At 50.8% G+C, this 21,804-nt stretch carries 18 protein-coding genes; 4 read left to right on the top strand and 14 right to left on the bottom strand.

The genetic code is table 11. The features are described 5' to 3' along the window. Positions 1-49 precede the first annotated feature (49 nt). The 7 genes from FYJ53_RS09380 to FYJ53_RS09350 form a co-directional block, all read right to left on the bottom strand. A complete protein-coding gene (locus FYJ53_RS09380) occupies positions 50-712 on the bottom strand; it encodes a class II aldolase/adducin family protein (protein ID WP_013378870.1) in 663 nt (220 codons plus the stop codon). A gap of 172 nt (positions 713-884) precedes the next feature. After that, entirely contained in the window at positions 885-1,538 is a 654-nt protein-coding gene (locus tag FYJ53_RS09375; RefSeq protein ID WP_013378869.1) for a class II aldolase/adducin family protein, read from the bottom strand. A 113-nt stretch (positions 1,539-1,651) separates the two neighbouring features. Beyond that, complete coding sequence (locus tag FYJ53_RS09370) at positions 1,652-2,314, bottom strand: L-fuculose-phosphate aldolase (protein WP_013378868.1); 663 nt, start codon at positions 2,312-2,314, stop codon at positions 1,652-1,654. Positions 2,315-2,368: 54 nt separating this feature from the next. Beyond that, the gene (locus FYJ53_RS09365) at positions 2,369-3,403 is read right to left on the bottom strand and encodes a 2-hydroxyacid dehydrogenase (protein ID WP_013378867.1); all 1,035 of its coding nucleotides are present in this window, start codon (positions 3,401-3,403) and stop codon (positions 2,369-2,371) included. A 22-nt stretch (positions 3,404-3,425) separates the two neighbouring features. Continuing rightward, complete coding sequence (locus FYJ53_RS09360; protein ID WP_013378866.1) at positions 3,426-4,958, bottom strand: FGGY-family carbohydrate kinase; 1,533 nt, start codon at positions 4,956-4,958, stop codon at positions 3,426-3,428. Positions 4,959-5,065: 107 nt separating this feature from the next. Next, complete coding sequence (locus FYJ53_RS09355) at positions 5,066-6,007, bottom strand: sugar-binding transcriptional regulator (RefSeq protein WP_013378865.1); 942 nt, start codon at positions 6,005-6,007, stop codon at positions 5,066-5,068. Positions 6,008-6,297: 290 nt separating this feature from the next. After that, complete coding sequence (locus FYJ53_RS09350; RefSeq protein WP_148427780.1) at positions 6,298-7,797, bottom strand: FGGY-family carbohydrate kinase; 1,500 nt, start codon at positions 7,795-7,797, stop codon at positions 6,298-6,300. Positions 7,798-7,902: 105 nt separating this feature from the next. On the opposite strand from FYJ53_RS09350, the gene FYJ53_RS09345 reads away from it, so the two are divergent. Further along, on the top strand, positions 7,903-8,667 hold the full coding sequence (locus tag FYJ53_RS09345) for an exodeoxyribonuclease III (protein WP_013378863.1): 765 nt from the start codon (positions 7,903-7,905) through the stop codon (positions 8,665-8,667). A 228-nt stretch (positions 8,668-8,895) separates the two neighbouring features. Here FYJ53_RS09345 and FYJ53_RS09340 read toward each other — a convergent pair whose 3' ends face one another. Both FYJ53_RS09340 and FYJ53_RS09335 read right to left on the bottom strand, forming a co-directional pair. Further along, positions 8,896-11,385: an FAD-dependent oxidoreductase gene (locus FYJ53_RS09340; RefSeq protein ID WP_148427782.1), complete on the bottom strand. Its 2,490-nt coding sequence runs from the start codon at positions 11,383-11,385 to the stop codon at positions 8,896-8,898. Then, positions 11,382-11,675, bottom strand: a complete 294-nt coding sequence (locus tag FYJ53_RS09335) for a helix-turn-helix transcriptional regulator (protein ID WP_013378860.1) — start codon at positions 11,673-11,675, stop codon at positions 11,382-11,384. Before FYJ53_RS09335 ends, FYJ53_RS09340 begins: the two co-directional genes overlap by 4 nt. Positions 11,676-11,927: 252 nt before the next feature. On the opposite strand from FYJ53_RS09335, the gene FYJ53_RS09330 reads away from it, so the two are divergent. Then, positions 11,928-13,190: an MFS transporter gene (locus tag FYJ53_RS09330; protein ID WP_148427784.1), complete on the top strand. Its 1,263-nt coding sequence runs from the start codon at positions 11,928-11,930 to the stop codon at positions 13,188-13,190. A 106-nt stretch (positions 13,191-13,296) separates the two neighbouring features. Here the strand turns inward: FYJ53_RS09330 and FYJ53_RS09325 are convergent, their stop codons facing one another. The 5 genes from FYJ53_RS09325 to FYJ53_RS09305 form a co-directional block, all read right to left on the bottom strand. After that, on the bottom strand, positions 13,297-14,685 hold the full coding sequence (locus FYJ53_RS09325) for an RsmF rRNA methyltransferase first C-terminal domain-containing protein (RefSeq protein WP_148427786.1): 1,389 nt from the start codon (positions 14,683-14,685) through the stop codon (positions 13,297-13,299). Between the two features lie 167 nt (positions 14,686-14,852). Continuing rightward, positions 14,853-15,959 carry a PIN/TRAM domain-containing protein gene (locus tag FYJ53_RS09320; RefSeq protein ID WP_013378857.1) on the bottom strand — a complete coding sequence of 369 codons (1,107 nt, stop codon included), beginning with the start codon at positions 15,957-15,959 and terminating at the stop codon, positions 14,853-14,855. 147 nt (positions 15,960-16,106) lie between these two features. Continuing rightward, positions 16,107-16,580 carry a CarD family transcriptional regulator gene (locus FYJ53_RS09315; protein ID WP_013378856.1) on the bottom strand — a complete coding sequence of 158 codons (474 nt, stop codon included), beginning with the start codon at positions 16,578-16,580 and terminating at the stop codon, positions 16,107-16,109. Positions 16,581-16,666: 86 nt separating this feature from the next. Continuing rightward, on the bottom strand, positions 16,667-18,007 hold the full coding sequence (locus tag FYJ53_RS09310) for an MATE family efflux transporter (protein ID WP_148427788.1): 1,341 nt from the start codon (positions 18,005-18,007) through the stop codon (positions 16,667-16,669). 176 nt (positions 18,008-18,183) lie between these two features. Next, complete coding sequence (locus tag FYJ53_RS09305; RefSeq protein ID WP_148427790.1) at positions 18,184-20,334, bottom strand: Tex family protein; 2,151 nt, start codon at positions 20,332-20,334, stop codon at positions 18,184-18,186. A 173-nt stretch (positions 20,335-20,507) separates the two neighbouring features. On the opposite strand from FYJ53_RS09305, the gene FYJ53_RS09300 reads away from it, so the two are divergent. Next, positions 20,508-21,398, top strand: coding sequence for a DegV family protein (locus FYJ53_RS09300; RefSeq protein WP_013378844.1), 891 nt, complete (start codon positions 20,508-20,510; stop codon positions 21,396-21,398). A gap of 74 nt (positions 21,399-21,472) precedes the next feature. Continuing rightward, positions 21,473-21,745: a TfoX/Sxy family protein gene (locus tag FYJ53_RS09295; RefSeq protein ID WP_013378843.1), complete on the top strand. Its 273-nt coding sequence runs from the start codon at positions 21,473-21,475 to the stop codon at positions 21,743-21,745. The last annotated feature ends 59 nt before the right edge of the window (positions 21,746-21,804 follow it).

Below are 21,804 nucleotides of genomic sequence, written 5' to 3'. Positions count from 1 at the left end.
AAACTTTCCTGATTGAAAACACAAAAAAAAGCCCCGAAGGGCTTTAATCCTATTCCTCACATCCCTCATGCCCGTACCGGTTCAGGTAGCGTTCGCGCTCAGCATCGACCATTTCGTCGGGGATGACGGCCACATCGACGCCACCTTTGAGGGCCAGGTAGGATTTTGCGGCTTTCTCGGTTACCTTACAGCAGGTGAGGGCCTCAGTCATGTCGCGGCCAAAGCACATGGGGGCGTGGTTCCGAATCAGGATAGCGTTCTTCTGGCCTATGGTTTGGATGACAGCCTCTGCCAGTCTTCGGTGCTGTCCGGCGTTAATGTATTCAGGCGTTACCGGAATTCCGCCGCCGATGAGCTGACTCATTTCTTCAAAAATCGGCGGAATTCCCTGCTGAGAGGCGCACATGGCAGAAGCGTAAGTGGGATAGCACTGGATAATGGCGTTGACATCCCCGCGTCTGGCGTAAATCAGACGATGAATATGAACCTCAGAGCTCGGATACCACACGCCCTCAACTTTACAGCCCTCGGTGTCCACAACTACCAGATCTTCAGGGTAAATATCCGTAAAAGCCACCCGGCTCGGCGTCACCAGCAGCTTTCCCCCATCCAGGCGCGCGCTCACATTGCCCCAAGTGCCAATGACCATCTCGTTGGCCTCCAGCCACCGGCAGGCTTCCACAATGGCTTTTCTCTCTTTTGCGTATTCCATCAAATTCTCCTTTCACACATTAAAAGTAAGATAACCTTTTCATTCCGGATTCAGGAAAACCCGGAGACAGGACTGCATCTCCGGGGAAGGTTTGTTTAAATACTATTATACTCTTTTAGGGAGAATCTATCAACTGAGCTTTTAAGATTCTTAAGGCCGACGGTACCGTCGCTTACTGCTCATGGCCATAGCTGTAAAGGAACCTATGGCGCTCGGCCTTGACCATAGCCTCCGGGATGGTGGTGATCTCCACACCGCCTCTGAGCGCCAGATAGCACTTGGCAGCTTTCTCGGTCACCTGTGAACAAGTCAGGGCTTCCTTAAGATCACGGCCCACGCAGACCGGGGCGTGATTGCGGATCAGGACGGCATTTTTATCGCCCAGTGCCTCGGCGGTCACCTCTCCCAGACGTACATGCTGTCCAGCATTCACATACTCGGCTGTGATGGGGATCTCCCCCCCGATCATCTGGCTCATTTCCTCAAAGATAACCGGAATGCCGTGTTCGGCCGCACACATGGCTGAGGCGTAAACCGGGTGGCAGTGAACCACTGCTCCCACATCGGGTCGGGCCGCGTAAATGAGCCGGTGCACATGCATCTCGGAGGTAGGTTTGTGTTCGCCCTCTACCTTGTTCCCCGCCATATCCACGATCACCATATCTGCAGGCGTCAAGTCCGCATATTCTATCCGGCTCGGAGTTACCATAATCGTTTCTTCGTCCAGGCGCACGCTCACATTTCCCCATGTACCAATGACCATACCTGTGTCCTGAAGCCACAGGCAGGCGTCGATGATGGCTTGCCTTTCTTCCGTATACTTCATGTCATTCTTCCTTTCTTTCTCATCTTCCAAAATGGGAAAACCCGGAGGCCGAATCACTGCCTCCGGGTTTTGATGGGGTTTACTCATTTAAGAAAATAGTCACAGGGTAATTCTTATAAGTCCTTTTTTGCTTTACGCTGACCGTAAGAGTTGTTGAAGCTGTCGATCATGCGGGTCATTTCGTCGTGGTCTAAAAGTACGGGTGTGCCGATGGCTCTGGCTTTAACATAAACTTCTGCACACTGTTCGATCTGTTCCACAATGTTAAAGGCATTGAGAATATCACTGCCCCCGGCGATAAGGCCATGGTTTGCCATAAAAGCGGCGTTGCGTTCTTTCATCGCTTCAAAGGTGTTTTTAGCCAGTTCCATTGATCCGTAAGAGGCGTATTCGGCGCAGCGGACATCGTAACCAGAAAATGCGACCAGATAGCTGGAAGCCGGCAGGCCTTCTCTCAGAGTTGCCAGAACGGTGCTGTAAACAGAGTGTGTGTGTACGACAGCGGCGATGTCGTCGCGGTCGGTATAGAAAATGCGGTGAAGTTCATGTTCGCTGGAGGGTTTACGATCCCCATCCACAATCTCACCTTTCAGATTCATGACAACAATATCCTCTGGCTCGGTTTCAAAATAGTCGATACCACTTGGGCTGATGGCAAACAAGCCCTCTTCCCGGTTTAAAATGCTGATGTTTCCGCCGGTTCCCTTGGTTAAACCGTGGGTGATCAGCATCTGGCAGTATTTTACAACGTCTTCTCTTTCTTTTTGCAGTAACATCTTTAATCTCCTCTTTATTCTATATATTTTTTATTCAGGTTTATCTACTTGGCTTTAACGGTATTCGTACAGCATTCTGCGGCCTTCTGCGAAGCGTTTTACGTCAGCGACGATCTGTTTGGTATGGTTCACGAGGACATCGTCAGTGGCTCCGGCAATATGCGGTGTGATGACGACATTGTCAAGTTCAGTGATATATGGATGGTTGCTGGCAATGGGCTCTTTAGCGTAGACGTCAAAGGCAGCGCCAGCGATCCGTTTTTCGCGGAGTGCGTCGATCAGGGCTTCCTCGTCAAGGATCGCACCTCTCGAGCTGTTGATAAAATAGGCGGTTGGTTTCATAAGAGCAATCATTTCACGGCTGATAATGCCCGTAGTTTCCGGGGTGATCTTCATATGACAGGTGATGAAATCCGCGTTTTTCATCAGGTCTTCCAGTTTTTCTGCTTTTTTAACGCCAACTTCCTCTAAGTCGATGGGACATAGGAACGGGTCATAAATCAACAGTTCCATGCCAAAGGCACGGGCAATTTTGCCCACGCGGCGGCCAATGCTGCCATAACCTACGATCCCCAGCGTCTTACCATGAAGCTGAGTCCCCTTAAACACCATATAAGGTGATCCGGGTTCCATATCCCAGACCATATCGACCTTCAGACCTTCCTTGGTTACCTTCTGTGCGTTAGGATCAGCAGTAAATTTTCCTTCCTTTAAAGCCTTGTAGGCCATCGGGATCTTTCTGGCGATGGAGAGCATGAGTCCTACGGTCATCTCAGCAGTAGTGTCGGAATTACGTCCCGGTGTATAGATAACAGGAATACCACGTTCTTTTGCTGCGGCCATATCAACGTTAACCGGAGTGGCGCGGGTACAGGCGATGAGCTTGAGGTTTGGGGCATTTTCAATGACTGCCCGGGTAATATCGTCGTAGCTTGTAATGATGATGTCCGCGTCTGCGGATTTTTCCATGAGCTCCTCCTCCTGCATTTTGGGCAGGCCAATGGCCCAGCCATCTTTTACCACTTCACCCATTTCGTATAATGGCTTTAACTGTTCTTCATCATATTCTGCAGTAAAAAAAATTTTCATTGTGTTATCCTTCTTTCTGTCTCTAGTTTTCTCGGGTACGTTTACTGATAGTTTTCATCACATCTGCACGGGCTGTCCATAGGCTCTCGCAGGCGATACGGATGCCTTTATACAGTGTGTAGATGTCTTCGTAAATCGCGTTCTGATCTGGTCTCGGACGGTAAATGCGTTCAGATTTGCAGGTTCTGCGGGCCGCGTCGGTATAGCTCTCATATTCGCCCACCGCGAGACCCACCATCATGGCAACTCCTTTGGCACCGAATTCATTTCCGGCAGACACAACAACCTCCATACCGGTAACGTCTGAGATCATCTGCGCCCAGATCGAGCTCTTGGCTCCGCCGCCGGCAATAAAAATTTTGCTGTTTCTATCCGCGCCCTGCAGGCAGTCTTTAATGGAAAGGGTAATGCCTTCGTAAACCGCATGAACTAAGTCTGCACGCTTGGTGTTCGCACTGATACCAAAGAAATTCGCCTTGGCATGCGGATGGTAAAATGGAGCGCGTTCCCCCGCTGCACTGATGTAAGGATGGTAAATCACGCCGCCACTGCCGGCCGGAACATCCTTGATCATGATATCGACCTTAGAAAAATCCTTAGTCAGGGCAATTTCGTTGAGTACCCAGTCGATGTTCGGTGTTCCGTTCATGGTTGGCATCAGATTGACAAACAGATCCCCCACCGCATGCTTTTCAAGACGTGTTCCCTCCTTGCCAAATTCGCAGTCTTCCTTTTTCATGAAGATTTCATTGGCGCAGGTAGTGCCTAAAATAACGCAGATATCCTTGTCTTCTACGGCTCCGATACCCACCGCAGCGGCTACAACGTCAATGGCGCCTGCCACGACAGGTGTTCCCGGGTTAAGGCCGAGATCCTTTGCAACTCGGTCAAGTACATTCCCTACAATTTTGTTGGAGATAACCACCGGAGCGATAAGGTCCACATATTCGCCTAAATCCAGTGCTTTTAACAGATCCACTGCTACTTCGCCCTTTTCTGCGTCCATTAAAGAAGTTCCTGTGTCACTCATATCGCCATTGATGGTACCGGTCAGTTTATAGCGCACCCAGTCCTTACAGAAGAACATGGTTTTCGCTTTGTCCAGTACTTCCTTGCGGTTGTTTTTCATCCACTTCAGCAGCATCAACTGTGTTCCTGTGAGCGGCGGCGTCCCGGTTGTTTTGAAAATCATTTCACCGAGCTTTGGATCATCCTCTGTCACCTTGGCGACTTCATCGGCGGCGCGACCGTCACACCACAGAATCGCATCCTGTACAGGCTCGCCGTTTTCATCCATAAGCCAGATGCCCTCGCCCTGGCCAGTGACGCCAATGCCCAGAATATCGTCTGCCTTTGCCGGTCCGTTTTCCATGATCATCTTGATACAAAGGGCAACCTTTTCCCACAAAATGTTCATGTTCTGCTCCACATCTGTATCGCCGATATAAATGGGCTCATTTTCTAAAACTTCGACTAAAATTTCATTGCCATCCACATCAAACAAAACTGCCTTTACATTTGATGTCCCCGCATCAATGCCGATAATATACTTCATGTTTTCCCTCCGAGAATCATAGTTTTTTCAGACAACGGCGTCCCCCTTGCTGTCACAATGCAGCCGCTGCCCTATCTATTTAAACCACAAGGTGGTTCAAACCAGTCCTATAAACCAAGAGTTCTCACAATGCGTTCTGCTGTCATATCAGTGGTGATAAGCGTATCGATGACCCCGGAGGCCAGACAGCCGATAATGGCTTCCGTTTTATCCTCCCCGCCGGCAATAGCCACAACATTCGGAATGTTTTTCAGAATCTCCATGTTCGCGCTGATAACGCGGTCACGGATAAAACAATCCTGCCAGCGGCCATCAATGGTTACGGGGTTCACACAGACATCCCCGATAAAGCCGTCCTGCCTCAGCCGGTCAATATCCTCGACCTTCAGCAGACCACGCTTACACATGGTAGATTCACGGCTCACCTGCCCGATCCCAAAAAGCGCCACATCACAGCGCCTCATGAGCTCATAGGACTTTTGAATGGTCCGCTCTTCCATCAGCATTCTCTTTGTCTCCGCGTGATCGACAACAACTGGCGCGTAGAGTATATAACACACACTGTCCAGCTTATCTGCCAGCGACCGGGCGATTTCATCCGACTTTAACATATCCATGTCAATGTTCTGCGCTCCGACCATCTGCACCACCGTACACTCACTCCGCCTTTTAAAAGAAAGATTCGAAATGGTAGCTGCAAGTGTTTCCCCCCAGGATACCCCGATGCTCATACCAGGCTGAAGGTAATCCTCCAGATACTGGGAGGCCGTGTTTGCAAGCGACGGCATGTAGTTGCTCTCACCATCATACGATTCCGCAATGATTACTCTTTTTAAACCAAAATGCTCCTCGATCGCCCCTTCATATGCCACATTTCCCTGGGCGTAGCCGTTAACCTTTATGGTAACAATACCCATATCCCTCAGAGAGCTGATGATCCGGTTCACACGCTGTCTTGTAAAAGACAGCCGCTTCGCGATCTCATCCTGCGTCATACCCAAGGTATAGTACCAGTGTGCGATCTTGATATACAGATTTTTATCTTCCATGGCAACCTCCAAATAAGTGTCCATATTTTTTTCATTATTACATATGTCTACCTATTTTTCAATTGCGTTACATTTGTATTTTTATTTTACAAATGTATTTCTTGACTATAATTTACACCGTTTTCTTACATTTGTCAAGTAATATTACATTTTCTCATTAAATTATTTAAGATAATAGTTCCGATTTTATCTTTTTAGCCCCAAATAGCGCAAAATAAAAAGTCCAATGCACAAAAACGCACATCAGACTTTTTATTCATAAAAATTGCTTTTCTTTATTGAATTTACTTTTATTTCTCAAAAATCTCTGCCCGACGCTCCCACAACGGCCCGAAAGCAGCTCTGAGCTCACGGTAGAAGGTATAGCACTTTTCGTACATCGCGTTTTGGCGTGGCTTGTAAATCTTTTTAAGACGGCAGCATTTAGCGGCGGCGTTTCCTATGCTGTCAAAGAGGCCAACGGCCACTCCGGCGGTCATAGCAGCCCCCAGGGCGCCAAACTCCGCGCCCCTGGACACCACTACGGACTGCCCAGTCACGTCGGCGATCATCTGTGACAAGGTCTCGCTTCCTGCGCCGCCGCCGGAAAGCAGCAGGCGTCCCCGGTAACCGCCGCCTTCCAGGCAGTCACGGACTGAGAAGGCCAGCCCCTCATACACCGCGCGCATAAGGTCGCCCTTGGTCGTTCCTGAGTTCACCCCAAAAAAACTGGCGCTGGCATCCCGGTGCTGGAAAGGAGCCCGCTCACCGGCCGCCGACAGATAAGGGTGGTAAACAACCCCGCCGCTGCCCGGACGGGTATCCTCGATAAGTCCCTCCACCACCCGATAATTGCGACTCCTGGCAATCTCACGCATCATCCACTCCACGTTTTCCATACCGTTGATGGTGGAGGACAAATCAATGGCCAGATCCGCCTGCACATGGTGCAGGTAGTGCCTGCGGCAGCGTGTCACATCACAATCGCGGAGACGCAGTACCTGCTCCACGGCGCAGGTGGTGCCCAGCACCACCGCGGCGTCACCCACGCCCACCGCGCCAGTTCCCACCGCTGAAGCCACCACGTCCATGGCCCCGGTAACCACCGGGATTCCAGCCCGCAGGCCCATTTTTTCCGCAGCTGCCGCTGTCAATTGGCCGGCAATGGTGTCGGAGGGCAGTACCTCGGGAATGCCGCTTTCCGCCTCAGAAAGACTGAGCACGGTCAGGGCCTGTACCGCTGGCGCGCCATCGATGAGCCGCAGATAGGCGGCGCCTCCGTCGGTGGGGTCTGTGGCGATTTTATCCGTCATACAGTAGCGCAGCCAGTCCTTTGCGAAGAACACTGTCTGAATCTGGCGGTACACATCCGGACGGTTATCCTTGGTCCACCGCAGCAAAAGAAGGGCGCTCCCGGCCCCGGCCGGCGTGCCCAGGTTCCGGTGTACCAGCTTGCCAATCCCAGGAGTCTTCTCATTGACGGCCCAGTTTTCCTCGTGGGCGCGTCCGTCATTCCACAAAATGGCGCGGCTCACCGGCCGGTTGTTTTTATCCAGAGCCCACAAGCCCTCGCCCTGTCCTGTCACGCCGACAGCCAGGATCTCCTCAGGCGTCGCAGGCCCCTTCTCCATCAGCAGGCGCACGCAGGCCGCTGTCTTTTCCCAGAAAAAATCCATGTCCAGTTCTTTGCGCACACCGTCTTCCAGAATATCGCTGGGGGCCGCCACTGTTTCGATCTCGTGGCCTGTAGTGTCGAAAAGGACTGCCTTTATTTTGGTGGTTCCGCCGTCAATCCCGATGATATAGTTCATTTTTTCATCTCCCGTACATTTCTTGGCTCAGTGCTCATGATTCTGTGTTATAATAAATCATATTATACCAAAAAAACAATAAAAAATCGATAAAGGAGCATTGATATGAAATTATATTCCTGGAACGTCAACGGCATCCGCGCGGTGGCACAAAAGGGCTTTACCGAATGGGTTGAAGCCGCCCAGCCCGATATCTTATGCCTTCAGGAGGTCAAAGCCGCAGAGGATCAGATCAGCGAGGACATCCGTTGTATTCCCGGTTACCACAGCTTTTTCCACGCTGCCGAGCGCAAGGGCTACAGCGGTACTGCTGTCTACTATAAAGAAGAACCCATCTCGATCACCACCGGTCTGTCTGAGGACCGCTTCAACCACGAGGGCCGCACCATTATCATGGAATACCCGGAATTCACCCTCTTTAATATTTACTTCCCCAACGGTCAGAAGGACGATGAACGCCTCCAGTTCAAAATGGATTTTTATGACTGCTTTTTAAAGGATGTCAACGCCCTGGTGGCCCAGGGTAAAAAGGTCATTATCTGCGGTGACGTCAATACCGCGCACACCGAGATGGACCTGAAAAATCCCAAATCCAACGCTAAACGCTCTGGCTTCCTGCCCATGGAGCGTGAGTGGCTCGACCATTTCTTTGAAAACGGCTATGTGGATACTTACCGCCATCTGCATCCGGATACCGTCGAGTACTCCTGGTGGTCCTACCGTTTTAACGCCCGGGCCAACAACGCCGGTTGGCGCATTGACTACTTCTTCGTGTCTGACAACGCCATCGACATGGTCAAAGACGCGGCCATTCACACAGAGGTCACCGGTTCTGATCACTGTCCGGTTTCCATTGAGATTAAGATTTAAAAGAAAGACCTGGCACACGTACTGTGCCGGGTCTTTACATATTTTTTAAAAATAATTTATTTTGAGTTTCCCTTCTCTCTTTCCAGCATGTAAGCTTTCCAGGAAGAGGGGTGTATCCATATACCGAAAAATCAGCTTTTTTATTTTGCTCTTAACCACCTTCTCCTGGTTTCGTCAACGTCAAAAAGCCACTGCAAAATCCGCAGTGGCTTTTTGTACGTGGTGATGTTAAATAAATAAAGTCATTCCGACATTTTCATTGCTGGCGATGTAGGTGCCGACGCCCGCGTATTCGATACCGTCAATGAGTTCTTCCTTCTTAATCCCCATGAGCTCCATGCTCATGGTACAGGCAATAAAGCGTACCCCGGCATCCTGAGCCTTGTGGATCATGGTTTCGATGTCGTCCACATTTTTCTTTTTCATAATGCTCTTGATCATGGCAGGCCCAATGCCAAATAGATTCATCTTTGATAGGGGCAGCCGTCTGGCACCCTTTGGCATCATCAGGCCGAACATTTTTTCAATCCGGTTTTTCTTCACCTTCGGCGCTTTCGGTTTACGCAGTACGTTCAGGCCCCAGAAGGTAAAAAACAGGGTGACATCCTTGCCCTGGGCCGCTGCGCCCTGGGCGATGATCATGGCTGCGATGGCCTTGTCCAGTTCACCGTCAAACACGACCATGGTGGCGTTTTTCTGAACTGCCGGATCTGCCGCAGCCAGCCCGCAGGCAGAGGCGCCGCCGCCCTTTCGGATGGTGGCAATGTATTTATTTCCTCTGGTTTCCTGTGAAATCAGGGTATGGCCGTTGGTTTTACACCAGCACTCCACATCCTGCACAAAACCAAAATCGGTGGCGATGGTCTGTACCAGCTCGCCCTCCTTTACCTCACTCACAGCCTTGTAGGTTGCCATCAGCGGGCCAGGACACTGGAGCCCGGTCACGTCCACTGTCTTAACAGGGTTTACGTCTGCTTTCGCCCCCTCGGGGGCTTCTGGCTCCCCCAGCTTTGAACCCTCCACGTCAAAGTTCGGTTCTGCCAGCTTGTAATGGCCGGCTTTATAGGTATTATAGCCGCCAGCCAGGTTGTAAAGGTTGGTGAAGCCGTGATCCTCCAGGATCCGGATAGCCAGGTACCCTCTCAGACCCACCTGACAGGTAATATACAGGGGTTCGTCCTTGCCCACTGGAATTTCGTCGATATGGTCTCTCAGGGTGTCCAGCTCCAGATTGTGGGAACCTTCCACATGGCCTGCGCCAAATTCGACCGGTGTGCGGACATCCAGCAGGTAACCGCCGCCTGCGATAATGTCGTCAATTTCATCCCACTCGACGGTTTTATAGACGCCTTCATCAATATTCTGGGCAATGTAGCCTAAAATATTGACCGGGTCCTTGGCAGCTGAAAACGGCGGCGCGTAGGACAGTTCCATGTCCTGTAAATCATAGATGGTGCCGCCCATTTTCATCACAGAGGCAATGACGTCAATGCGCTTTTCAGTCCCCTCCTGTCCTACTGCCTGGGCACCCAGAACCATCAGGGTCTTAGGGTCATAGATGAGCTTCAGCGCAATATTCGTGGAGTCTGGATAGTACCCCGCGTGGTTGCCGCGGTGGGCGTGAATCTGCTGGAAGGGCAGTCCCTTTGCCCGCAGCTGGCCCACGTTGTTGCCAGTGGTGGCAAAAACCTTGTTAAAGACTTTGGCCACAGATGTTCCCTGAATGCCGTGGTTTTTAAAGGGAATACCGTTGATGTGGTCCGCCACGGTACGTCCCTGACGGTTTGCCGGCCACGCAAGCGGTACAGCAGTCTGGGAGCCGTCCACAAAATCGCGGACCTCAATGGCGTCTCCGATGGCGTAAATATTTTTAATGACCTCGCCGTTCGCGCCGTCCATGACTTCATAGGTTTCGGTGGTGACAATGTGCCCTCTTGGCCCCAGCTTTAATCCTGCGTCCTTTGCCAGCTTGTTTTCCGGCGCCACACCAATGGCCAGGATGACCATGTCAGCGTCCAGCTTCATGCCGCTTTCCAGCACGACTTTTTTGCCAGCGTTCTCAAAATGATCGACGCCGTCACCCAGGATCACATTGACACCGTGGGCGTTCAGCTCCTGATGAATGATCTGTGCCATTTCGTAGTCAAGGGGTTTTAATACCTGGTTCAGCTTTTCGACCAGTGTCACGTTGATGCCCAGTTCCCGCAGGTTTTCGACCATTTCGATGCCGATAAAACCGCCGCCGACCACCACAGCGCGTTTGGGGCTGCGCTCGGTCACCTCAGCCTTGATCTTATCCGTATCAGCCACATTGCGCAGTGTAAAGATGCTGTCCGCCTCGGCCAGACCCGGAATCGGCGGAGCGATGGGTTTGGCACCCGGTGACAGGATCAGGTGATCAAAGGTTTCGGTGTAGGTCTCACCGGTTTTGGTGTTTTTAACCTCCACAGTGCTGCCCGCACGGTCAATGGAAACCACTTCACTGAAATTGCGGATATCCAAGTTAAAACGCTTGGACATTCCGGTCACGGTCTGCACCAGCAGCTTGCTGCGGTCCTTGATTACATCCCCAATATAGTAGGGCAGACCACAGTTTGCAAAAGAAATATACTCGTCGCGTTCAAAGAGAATGATTTCGTCCTCTTCACTCAAACGTCTCAAACGTGCCGCAGCGGTTGCGCCGCCGGCTACACCACCGACAATCAGAATTTTTTTCATTGTTGTTCCTCCTTGAATAGAACTTCTACAATTTCTTTAACCTGTTCATTACAGAGCTCGTAGTAAATTTCATTTCCCTCACGGGTTCCCCGCACGATCCCGGCTGCCTTGAGCTTGGACAAATGCTGAGAGATCCCGGACTGGGACACATCCAGACAGGACTCCATGTAGGAGACGTTGTTCCGCCCTCTCTCCATGAGCCCCCGCACCATACACAGCCGCACCGGGTGGGCCAGCGCCTTTAAAATTCCGGCGGCCTGCTCATTTTCCTGCTGCCTTTTCCTATCCATTGATCGACTTCCTTTATCCTTATATTCAAATTTTATAATATTATTATATTATGTTTTTCTAATATTGTCAATGAAATTTTTTTCAAATAAATAAAGCTTAAAAGACGCGGCCTTTTACCCAGAAATGAGAAGGCTCCGCCGCGGACGTTTAGGTTTTGTTGGTAAATCGAACATACTTTTAACTTAATAAAGATAGCTTTTTTTAATATTATTCTTTATAATAAAATAAAGAACACTAAAAAGGGGATTCTTATGAAATTTTCTAAAATCGAAAAGTCCTGGATTCTGTACGACGTTGGAAACTCAGCTTTTGTTATGTTGGTCTCGACCATCATTCCCATTTACTTTAAAAATATTGCCTCGAGTGCCGGAGTGTCGATGGCGGACTCCACCGCCTACTTTGGGTACGCCACCTCCATTTCTACCCTGATTGTTGCAATACTGGGGCCCATTCTCGGCACCATCGGGGACACCAGTGGCTACCGGAAGCGCCTGTTCCTTCTCTCACTGGGCGTGGGGGCTGTGGGCTGTGTGGCCCTAGGGATTCCCATGGGCTGGTTACTCTTTCTCGTCATGTTTGTGGTCGCTAAAATCGGCTATAATGGCAGTCTTATTTTCTGTGACTCCATGCTCACGGATGTCACCACCGATGACCGCATGGACGAGGTCTCCAGCGTAGGCTACGCCTTTGGCTACATCGGCAGCTGTATTCCCTTCGCGGCCTGTATGCTCCTGGTGCTCTTTTCCGGAAGCATCGGCATCAGCACCCAGCTGGCAACGTCCATTTCTTTTGTCATCACCGCAGTGTGGTGGGTGCTCATGACTGTGCCACTGCTCAGAGGCTACCGGCAGAAATTTTCTGTGGGGCATGTATCTAACCCGGTTAAGGAAGGCTTTGTACGCCTGGGCCACACCATTAAAAATATCCGTCAGGATAAAAACATTGTGCTGTTCCTGGTAGCGTTTTTCTTCTATATCGACGGTGTTTACACCATCATCGAGATGGCGACCTCTTACGGCAAGGACGTGGGCGTAGGCGATAATGACCTGTTGATGGCGCTGTTACTCACCCAGATCGTCGCTTTCCCTTTCGCACTCCTGTTTGGCTGGCTGTCCAAAAGAGTGAAAACCGAAAAGCTGATTTACGTTGGAATCATCGGCTATTTTTTCATCGCCCTCTTTGCCATTCAACTGGATAGGGCGTGGGAATTCTGGTTTCTGGCGGTCTGTGTCGCCATCTTCCAGGGCGGCATTCAGGCTCTGTCCCGGTCTTACTTTGCCAAGATCATCCCCAAGGAGAAATCCGCCGAGTACTTTGGCTTTTACGACATTTTCGGCAAAGGCGCGGCCTTTACCGGCACACTGCTGGTCAGCGTGGTCACCCAGCTCACCGGCCACTCCCGCTATGGCATTATCTCCATCTCCTTTTTGTTTGTCATCGGCTTTGTGCTGTTTGTGATGGCAGTGAGAAGGATCAATCATGAAAAAAGCAGTGGGACACATGCGGGGCTTTAAGCTGCGTCCAAATTTTATTTTCCTTTGTCTCCCATACTCAAAAGGCTCAAAACCACCAATAAATGGCGTTTTGAGCCTTTTGAGCATGCCTTTCTAAGGGCTTTTTCTATTTTTTCCGAATACGCAGCCCCTTGGGGAAGTGGTTTTTAATCATACCCTGGCTGGCTTTTCCAAAACCCAAGGGCCATTTTTCTAAGCAGACCAGCACCCAGCCTTTAAGGTCTGCCCCGGTGATGGGTTCGCCTTTGAGATAGGTGTACGCCTCCTCCTCATCCTTCACGGTATAGACGGTTTTAAAGTCCTCAGGCTTCAGCACCATGGCGAGTGTATGAGACGGTTCAAAGCGGTTTTTCTTGAGTGTGCCCAAGTGTATGCCGGGGCGCAGTACCTTCAGTCCCTCAATGTCCTTCAGGGTGATGCCTTCGGGCAGGCTGTAGAGCTGATCCCCCTGCAGATGCAGGTTGTTGAACCTCCGGTTCAGGTATTCTTCGGCAAAGACCTCATAATCGCCAAGCTCTCTGCGCCCGGCAGGCTTCAGCCGGGACTTTCCCTTGAGCCTGAGGGCCTCTTTCTCAGGAGGACATTCCGCTGTTTTTCGGAGTTTGGCGATAAAATGACCCTCACCCCGGACATGGAAGGGCATGACATGAAGGGTTTTTGTGAGTGCTGGTGTCCCCTTTTCAGACCATTCGGGCCGGCCGCGGTCATTAAGCCCCCCGAGATCAATGTCCATCAGCTCATAGCGGTCATTTCCCAGGAAATCTTCAATGACCTGTTCGTTTTCTTCGGGCGAGAAGGTACAGGTCGAATAAACCATGACGCCCCCGGGCTTCAGCAGCTTGTCCACGCTCTCCAGAATCTTGATCTGACGTTTCGCACAGTGCAGCACCCGTTCCGGGTTCCACTCCTCAGCAGCGCCGTTGTCCTTTCGGAACATGCCCTCTCCCGAGCAGGGAGCGTCCACCAGGATTTTATCAAAGCGCTCGCGAAACCGTGCGGCCAGACGTTCCGGGAACTCGTTAAACAGCAGCGCATTGGGTACTCCCATACGCTCCACGTTGCTGGCAAGAATCTCAGCCCGGTTGTTGACCAGTTCATTGGCAACCAGCAGCCCTTGACCCCCAAGCATACAGGCCAGCTGGGTCGATTTTCCGCCTGGCGCGGCACAGAGGTCCAACACCCAGTCCCCCGGCTCTGGCGCGAGGGCCTCGGCGGAGGTCATGGCTGTGGGCTCCTGTACATAATACAGTCCCGCGTAGTAGGCAGGATTTTTCCCTGGACGGATATCACTGTCAATATAGTATCCCGTGGGGCACCAGTCCACTGGCTCCAGCTCAAAGGGCGTCTTCCGGGCCATCTCCTCCGGGGTACACTTCAGAGTATTGGTCCGGATGCCCTTGTTCACGCTCCCATCGTAAGAAGCCATGAGCTTTTCATAATCCTCATCGTTTAAAAGTCCCCGCATTTTTTCTTTAAAGGCCTCTGGTATCTGCATGATTCATCTCCATTGTAATAAATTGAAAATGGAAAATTCAGGAACAAATCCGCAGAGCGGATTTGTTCCTTCATTCTCCATTCTTCATTTTCCATTCGTAACTTCTGTTATGTCGGTATATCCGACGCTTTCGTTTTCCGAAAATACAAGGCAAAGCCGCCATTATCTCACTTTCTTGGCTTCGCAAAGATCATCCGTCCCGCGGCGGTCTGCAGGATACTGGTGACGATCACGGTAATGTTATCGCCGATGTACTTCCTGCCGTTTTCCACAACAATCATGGTGCCGTCGTCCAGGTAGGCAACGGCCTGACCGGATTCCTTTCCGGCTTTGACCAGCAGCACCTTCATCTCTTCACCGGGCAGCACCACGGGCTTCACGGCGTTGGCCAGCTCGTTGATGTTTAAAACCTCAGCACCCTGGACCGTTGCCACCTTGTTCAGGTTGTAGTCATTGGTCAGAATCTTACACTTGGTTTCCTTGGCCATCCGCACCAGTTTGGCGTCAACCTCCTGAATATCGTCATAGTCCTCCTCAGATATCTGTACTGGGACGTCCAGATCATTCTGCATCTTATTGATGATATCCAGGCCCCGCCGTCCGCGGTTGCGCTTGAGATCATCCGAGGAATCCGCGATGAGCTGAAGCTCATTCAGGACAAAGACCGGGACGATAAGCGGCCCCTCCATAAACCCGACCTTGCAGATATCGTAAATACGGCCGTCGATAACCACGCTGGTATCCAGCACCTTGGCCGCGGCATTGTTCTTTTTCTTTGAGATCTTCCGGGTGGAGGCGCTGCCGTCGCGTTCCTTTTTGCCTGCCTGAATGGCAGCCACAATGTCATCTCTTTTCTTAACCGGCAGCGTAAAGCCCAGGTACCCCAGGACGATATAGATCACTGCGGTCAGAAGGCTGCTGACCCATGGAAACGGGATCTGATAAAAGGCAAAGCTGATCAGCATCGCGATGATCAGGCCGATTACCAGGCCGCCAACCCCCAGAGCAATGTCGACGAGCCGGACATCTTCCATACTGGCTTCCACCATTTTGGTAAGATTTTTGACCCCCTTTAATATCAGAGGGAAGAAAATAAAAAAGATAAGTCCACATAAAACCATAATAACAATATAAGTTCCCAGCTCGATTTCTGGTGTAAATTGGATGTGCAGGGTCGCCTGAATCCACTCATTAATGATCACCATCTGTGCCAGAGCGCTCCCCAGCAGAATGCCCAAAATCGAAAAACATACTCTTAAAAATTTTTGCAGCATTTCATGTTCACCTCCTTTCCATTCATAATATTTTTATTATATCACGATTAGCCTTAAAAATCTGTTAAACCAAAAGCATCATATAAAGAAAGAGCTGTCATAAATGACAACTCTTTTTTAATCATCGCCTTACACGCCCAAATCGCGTTAAATTTTTTCTTCAATCACCTGAAGCGATTCCTCTTTGCTTCTTCCCTGTACCAGCACCATCTCACTGATGAGAAAGTTTCTGGCGGAGGTAAGCATCTTTTTCTCTCCGGTTGAAAGTCCCTTTTTCCGGTCCAGCAGCGTCAGGTTTTTCACGACCTTGGCAACGTCAAAAATATCGCCGCTTTTCAGGATATCCATATTATCCTGGTACCGCTTGCTCCAGTTGCCGTTCATCTGGTCACTCGGCTCCTCAAGGCTGTCGAGCATTTTTTCAATGACATCGGATGTTACTATATCACGTACACCAACCTCGTCCGCTTTGTCTACAGGAATCAGGATTTCCATTCCCTCAGATACAATTTCCATTAAATAGTACATCTGGGTGGTGTCAAAAATTTCTTTTTCCTCGATGTCTTTGACCACACCTGCACCATGCATTGGATATACAATTTTATCGCCGATTTCGTACATTATATACACCTCAATCATAATTGCTGGTTTCATTATACCATAAAAAAAACACAAATGTAATATTTTATAAGAAATTTAATGCTTTGTCAATGAATTTTTTCACTTTTCAGCCCTTTTGCGCGATATAAAAGGATACCTGAAACGAAAAGCGTGGTCAGCTCCGCGGCCGGAATGGTCAGCCACACACCATCCATGCCCAGAGCAGGCGGCAGAACAAGCAGAAAGATGACCACAGCGGCCAGTCCCCGCAGAATAGACACTGCAAAGGACGGCCCCGGGCGGTTGATGGAGGCAAAGAGTGAGGTGGTCACAATATTGGCGCCCATAAACAGAAACGCCAGGAAATATAAGTGGATACCTGACGAGGCAATCCGGTCCATCTCCACATTTCCTTCCCTGTTAAATATGCCCACGATACCGTCCGCCTCCAGAAGCCCCAGCGCCAGAAACAACAGCCCCAGAACTGCGCCCAGCAGAAGCGCCGCCGCGTAGGTCCGCCACACACGTCCTGTCCTCCCTGCGCCGTAGTTAACGCTGAGAATGGGCTGTATGCCCTGGGCGATCCCGGTAAAGACCGCCACAGCGATCAGGGCAATGTTGGAGATTACCCCGTAGGCGGCCACCCCGATGGTGCCGGACAACCGCAGGATGGTAAAGTTAAACAGCAAGATAATCACCCCAGATGAAAACTCCGTGACAAAGGAGGGCAGCCCTGTTGTCAGGATCTCCCGCACAATCCTTCTCTGCGGTGTGCAGGCTGCTGGTCGGAAGTGGTTCCTCCGCCGTATAAAATGCAGAGACAGCACCAGTATGCTGAATACAGGCGCCAGCCCTGTAGCCAGCGCCGCCCCAAACATTCCCAGTCCCATTGGAAAAATGAAGCTGTAATCCAGCACGATATTACTGAAGCTTCCTGCCAGCATGGCGGCCATGGACAGCTGGGGGCTTCCATCATTACGGATAAAGCAGACCAGAATGTTATTGACGATAAAGGCGCAGGAAAAGAGCAGAATCGTCCTCAGGTATTGGACTGAGAGCGAAAGGGTCTCTCCCTCTGCCCCCAGCAGTCCGGCCAGGGCTGGCGTAAAGAAAATGCCAATCAATGTCAGCAGGCAGCCCAGGGCTGCCCCCATCGCCAGGGTCATGGTAAAGACGCCATCCGCCGCCGTATCCCGCCCCTCACCTCTCAGAACCGCATACCGGGTCGCCCCGCCCATTCCAAGCATGAGGCCCGCACCGTTAATAAAGCTGTAGGCCGGCAGCACCAGATTCAGGGCCGCCAGACCGCTGTTGCCCACACCTCCTGCCACAAACACCGTATCTGCCAGAATATAGCAAGACAGCCCAATCATACTGAGGACATTGAGCGACACATAGTGTACAAATATTTTTGACAGGCTGCCCGTAATCATTTCTGTTTTTTCCATGTTTTCCTCCTGAAAAATAAAAGCGCTGATTCCTCACACCCCATGGCCTACGGCGTGAGAAACCAGCGCTTTACATCGTGCCCCTGTCCGGCGACAGGGGCACCAAGCGTTTAATCTTTAATTCAGTATAATTTACCACATTCCCGCGAATGTGGCAAGTCTTTCTTAAAGCTATGTTAAATGAGCATGGAGAGCCCGATACGTTTGCGTTCCACATCCACAGACAGCACCTTGACGGTGACCACGTCGCCGACGGATAGAACATCGGTGGGATGGGAGATATAGCGGTCACTGATCTGTGAGATGTGGACCAATCCGTCCTGGTGCACCCCAATATCCACGAAAGCGCCGAAATCGATGACGTTGCGCACTGTGCCTACCAGCTCCATGTCTGGCTTCAAGTCCTCAATGCTCAGAACATCGGACTTAAGGTGCGGCTTTGGTGCAGAGTCACGGGGGTCACGTCCCGGCTTTTTCAGCTCCTTGATAATATCCCGCAGGGTTGGCTCGCCGATTTCCAGCATGGCCGCTGTGGCTTTTACGTCCAGAGCGTTGAGCCGGGTGACCGTTTCAGCCAGCTTATCGGCCTCCAGGTCCGCAGTAGTCAGACCCATGCTTTTCAGCAGGTTCTGGACTGCCTTGTAGGATTCGGGATGGACGCCGGTGTTGTCCAGGATATTGTCCCCGTCATCGATCCGCAGAAAGCCCGCGCATTGTTCAAAGGCCTTTGCTCCCAAGCCCTTAACCTTTTTAATCTCCTTACGGCTTCCAAATTTACCATTCTGTTCACGGTAGTCAATGATGTTTTTGGCAATGGTTTTGTTGACGCCTGCCACATGCTTTAAGAGGGACACAGACGCGCGGTTGATGTTGACGCCGACGTTGTTGACCGCGTCCTCCACGGTATCGTCCAGAACCTTTTCAAGCTCCTTCTGATTGACATCATGCTGGTACTGGCCAACTCCGATGTGCTTGGGGTCGATTTTCACCAGATCGGACAGAGGGTCCTGCAGGCGGCCCGCAATGGAGATAGCCCCTCTCAGGGAAACGTTGATGTCCGGGTACTCCTCAGCGCCCAGCTCAGAGGCCGAGTACACTGAGGCTCCCGCCTCATTGACCACAATGTACTGCACCGGTCGGTCGGTTTTCTTGAGCATCTCGGCCACAAACTGCTCAGATTCCCGGGAGGCGGTGCCGTTGCCGATGGAGATGATGTCCACCTTGTATTTTTCAATCATACCCAGCAAAATCTTTTCGGATTTTGCCACCTCATTTTTCGGCTCCGTTGGGTAAACTGTGGCGGTATCCAAAAGCTTGCCCATGGGGTCCAGAACTGCGATCTTACACCCGGTACGGAAGGCCGGGTCAAAGCCCATGGTCGTCTTATCCTTAAAGGGCGGCTGAAGCAGCAGCTTTTTCAGGTTGAGTGCAAACATCTTAATGGCGGATTTCTCAGCCTTTTCTTTGAGCTCAGTACGGATCTCACGCTCAATCGACGGGAAAATCAGGCGCTTGTAGCTGTCCTCAATGGCGCTCACCAGATAGCTGCTGGCCTTGTCCCGAAGAATGGATTTCTTCAGGTAAGTTCGAATTTCTTCTGCCGGGTCTATGATCTTCACAGCCAGCACCTTGCGTTTTTCGCCCCGGTTGAGGGCCAGCACACGGTGGTTAGCGATCTTTTTAACCGGCTCGCCATAGTCGTAATAATTTTCAAACTCTGTCTTTTCCTCTGCAAAGGCCTTGGTGACTGTGGACTTAACCGCGCCCTTTTCGGTCACCATACGGCGGATTTTCTTGCGGTAATCCGCGTTGTCCGAGATGGTTTCAGCGATGATGTCCATGGCCCCCTGCAAGGCATCCTCGGCGGTTTCCACGCCCTTCTCAGGATTGATGTAGTTTTTGGCATCCTCAGCCAGATCCGCCTCAGTATCGAGCTGTAAGTATATCTTATTGGCAAGGGGCTCCAAGCCCTTTTCCTTTGCCACCGATGCCCGGGTTTTCTTTTTCTGTTTGTAGGGCAGGTACAGATCCTCGGCCTCCTGCAGTGTAGCAGCCTTATCAATGGCGGCCGCAAGCTCAGGTGTCAGCTTACCCTGTTCCTCGACACTGCCCGCAATCTCTTCCTTGCGCTTCTGCAGCTTTCTGAGATAGTTCAGTCGGGCGTCCAGATCACGCAGCAGAACATCGCTCAGATTGCCGGTAACCTCCTTGCGGTAACGGGCGATAAAGGGGATCGTGTTGCCCGCGTCTATGAGCTCCACGGTGTCCTGCACCTGTTTAGGCCGTATATTAAATTCCTGTGCCAGTTTATCAATTAAATATTCCACGTTGTTGACTCCTCTGTAAATTACAATTTCTCATCGGTTCATTTTACCATTATAAGCCGTCAGCCGCAAGGAAACCTTTTATTTAAGATGCTTTTAAGCCTGAAAACCCCCAATTGTCAAAGGCGGCGCGCCATGTTAAAATGGTAGAAGAAATTTGAAAAAGGAGGGGTACCATGGGAAATAAGTTTATTGTGGATTCAATGTGCGACATCAGTGAAGAAATCCTGCGCCGTTATGAGTTTGAATCCCTGCCGATTCCGGTCACCCTTGATGATAAAACCTATTACGACGGTATTGATATTACCCCGGAAATGGTCATCAATTTTGTTAAAAACAATCCATCCAGCTTTCCGAAAACTTCACAGGTTCAGGCCCTCGCTTACCAGGAAACCTTTGAAAAGCACTTAAAAAACGGCGACGACGTCATCTATCTGGCCCTGTCCTCCGGACTTTCCGGAACCTACCAGACGGCCTGCCTCATCGCCTCCGAGCTTCTGGAAAAATATCCGGGGCGCAAAATCAGCATTGTGGACTCCAAATGCGCCACCACGGGTATGATGATGATCCTTCACCAGGGACTCAAGCTCGACAAGCTGCATAAGCCCCACGAAGAAATCGTGGCAAGCATGCGCTTTCTGGCCGAACATATCCAGATATTCTTCATGGTGGGCGATATCCGGTGGCTGGCTCAGGGCGGCCGTATCAGCAAGAATGTGGCCCTCATCGGTGAGATGCTCAAAATCGTTCCGATTCTTTACTTTAAGGACGGACAGATTCTGGCTTTCGACAAGGTCCGCGGACAGAAAAAGGCTCTGAAAAAAATGATGGCCTCTGTCGACGAGCGTATGGCCGATAAGGACCAGATTGTGGGCATGATCAACAGCACCGCACCTGAGCTCCAGGAAAAAGTCAAAAAATACATGACCAAGGAATTCGGCACCAAAAATTTCCTGATCCCGGAAGCCGGAGCCGGCAGCGCTCTAACGGTTCACATCGGCGTTGACTGCCTGGGTATCATGTTCTTTGATGCCCTGCCAGACAATTACGTGCGCGTTTACCCGTAACTCTTTGAAAACACACGCCAGACAGCGCTGTTTTCCACTCTGTCTGGTAACACAAATCTATACCAGCGGAAGGAATGAAAGGATGTGATTTTGTGGCCGAACTGACCTCTATGCGAAACATTGGAAGAGAAATTGAAAAGAAGCTTAAGGCTGTTGGTATCTGCTCTGCCGAGGAACTGTCACAGCTCGGGAGCAAAGAAGCGTTTCTACGCTTGAAGACGCGTTTTTCAAACGTCTGCCTGGTACATTTGTACACGCTTCAGGGTGCCATTGACCATATTGAATACAACCAGCTGCCCGATGAAGTCAAGCGTGATTTAAAAAGCTTCAGTGACGAATTAAAATAAGGACATTTCCTTTTTGGCTGACCGCCTATATCCCATATCCCAAAAGAGGTGGGGTGCAT

Origin of the sequence: Eubacterium sp. BL-380-WT-2B (assembly GCF_009696115.1) — a bacterium.
Classification (GTDB): domain Bacteria; phylum Bacillota; class Clostridia; order Eubacteriales; family Eubacteriaceae; genus Eubacterium; species Eubacterium callanderi.
This window is presented reverse-complemented; position numbering and strand designations above follow the sequence as displayed.

Excerpts from the sequence above, each read along its gene's own strand:
- FYJ53_RS09380 (WP_013378870.1), bottom strand. The coding sequence starts at position 712 with ATGGAATACGCAAAAGAGAGAAAAGCCATTGTGGAAGCCTGCCGGTGG.
- FYJ53_RS09365 (WP_013378867.1), bottom strand. The coding sequence starts at position 3,403 with ATGAAAATTTTTTTTACTGCAGAATATGATGAAGAACAGTTAAAGCCA.
- FYJ53_RS09295 (WP_013378843.1), top strand. The coding sequence starts at position 21,473 with ATGAAAGGATGTGATTTTGTGGCCGAACTGACCTCTATGCGAAACATT.
- FYJ53_RS09325 (WP_148427786.1), bottom strand. The coding sequence starts at position 14,685 with ATGCAGATACCAGAGGCCTTTAAAGAAAAAATGCGGGGACTTTTAAAC.
- FYJ53_RS09340 (WP_148427782.1), bottom strand. The coding sequence starts at position 11,385 with ATGAAAAAAATTCTGATTGTCGGTGGTGTAGCCGGCGGCGCAACCGCT.
- FYJ53_RS09360 (WP_013378866.1), bottom strand. The coding sequence starts at position 4,958 with ATGAAGTATATTATCGGCATTGATGCGGGGACATCAAATGTAAAGGCA.
- FYJ53_RS09300 (WP_013378844.1), top strand. The coding sequence starts at position 20,508 with ATGGGAAATAAGTTTATTGTGGATTCAATGTGCGACATCAGTGAAGAA.
- FYJ53_RS09375 (WP_013378869.1), bottom strand. The coding sequence starts at position 1,538 with ATGAAGTATACGGAAGAAAGGCAAGCCATCATCGACGCCTGCCTGTGG.
- FYJ53_RS09350 (WP_148427780.1), bottom strand. The coding sequence starts at position 7,797 with ATGAACTATATCATCGGGATTGACGGCGGAACCACCAAAATAAAGGCA.
- FYJ53_RS09315 (WP_013378856.1), bottom strand. The coding sequence starts at position 16,580 with ATGTACGAAATCGGCGATAAAATTGTATATCCAATGCATGGTGCAGGT.
- FYJ53_RS09320 (WP_013378857.1), bottom strand. The coding sequence starts at position 15,959 with ATGCTGCAAAAATTTTTAAGAGTATGTTTTTCGATTTTGGGCATTCTG.
- FYJ53_RS09355 (WP_013378865.1), bottom strand. The coding sequence starts at position 6,007 with ATGGAAGATAAAAATCTGTATATCAAGATCGCACACTGGTACTATACC.
- FYJ53_RS09370 (WP_013378868.1), bottom strand. The coding sequence starts at position 2,314 with ATGTTACTGCAAAAAGAAAGAGAAGACGTTGTAAAATACTGCCAGATG.
- FYJ53_RS09335 (WP_013378860.1), bottom strand. The coding sequence starts at position 11,675 with ATGGATAGGAAAAGGCAGCAGGAAAATGAGCAGGCCGCCGGAATTTTA.
- FYJ53_RS09310 (WP_148427788.1), bottom strand. The coding sequence starts at position 18,007 with ATGGAAAAAACAGAAATGATTACGGGCAGCCTGTCAAAAATATTTGTA.
- FYJ53_RS09330 (WP_148427784.1), top strand. The coding sequence starts at position 11,928 with ATGAAATTTTCTAAAATCGAAAAGTCCTGGATTCTGTACGACGTTGGA.
- FYJ53_RS09345 (WP_013378863.1), top strand. The coding sequence starts at position 7,903 with ATGAAATTATATTCCTGGAACGTCAACGGCATCCGCGCGGTGGCACAA.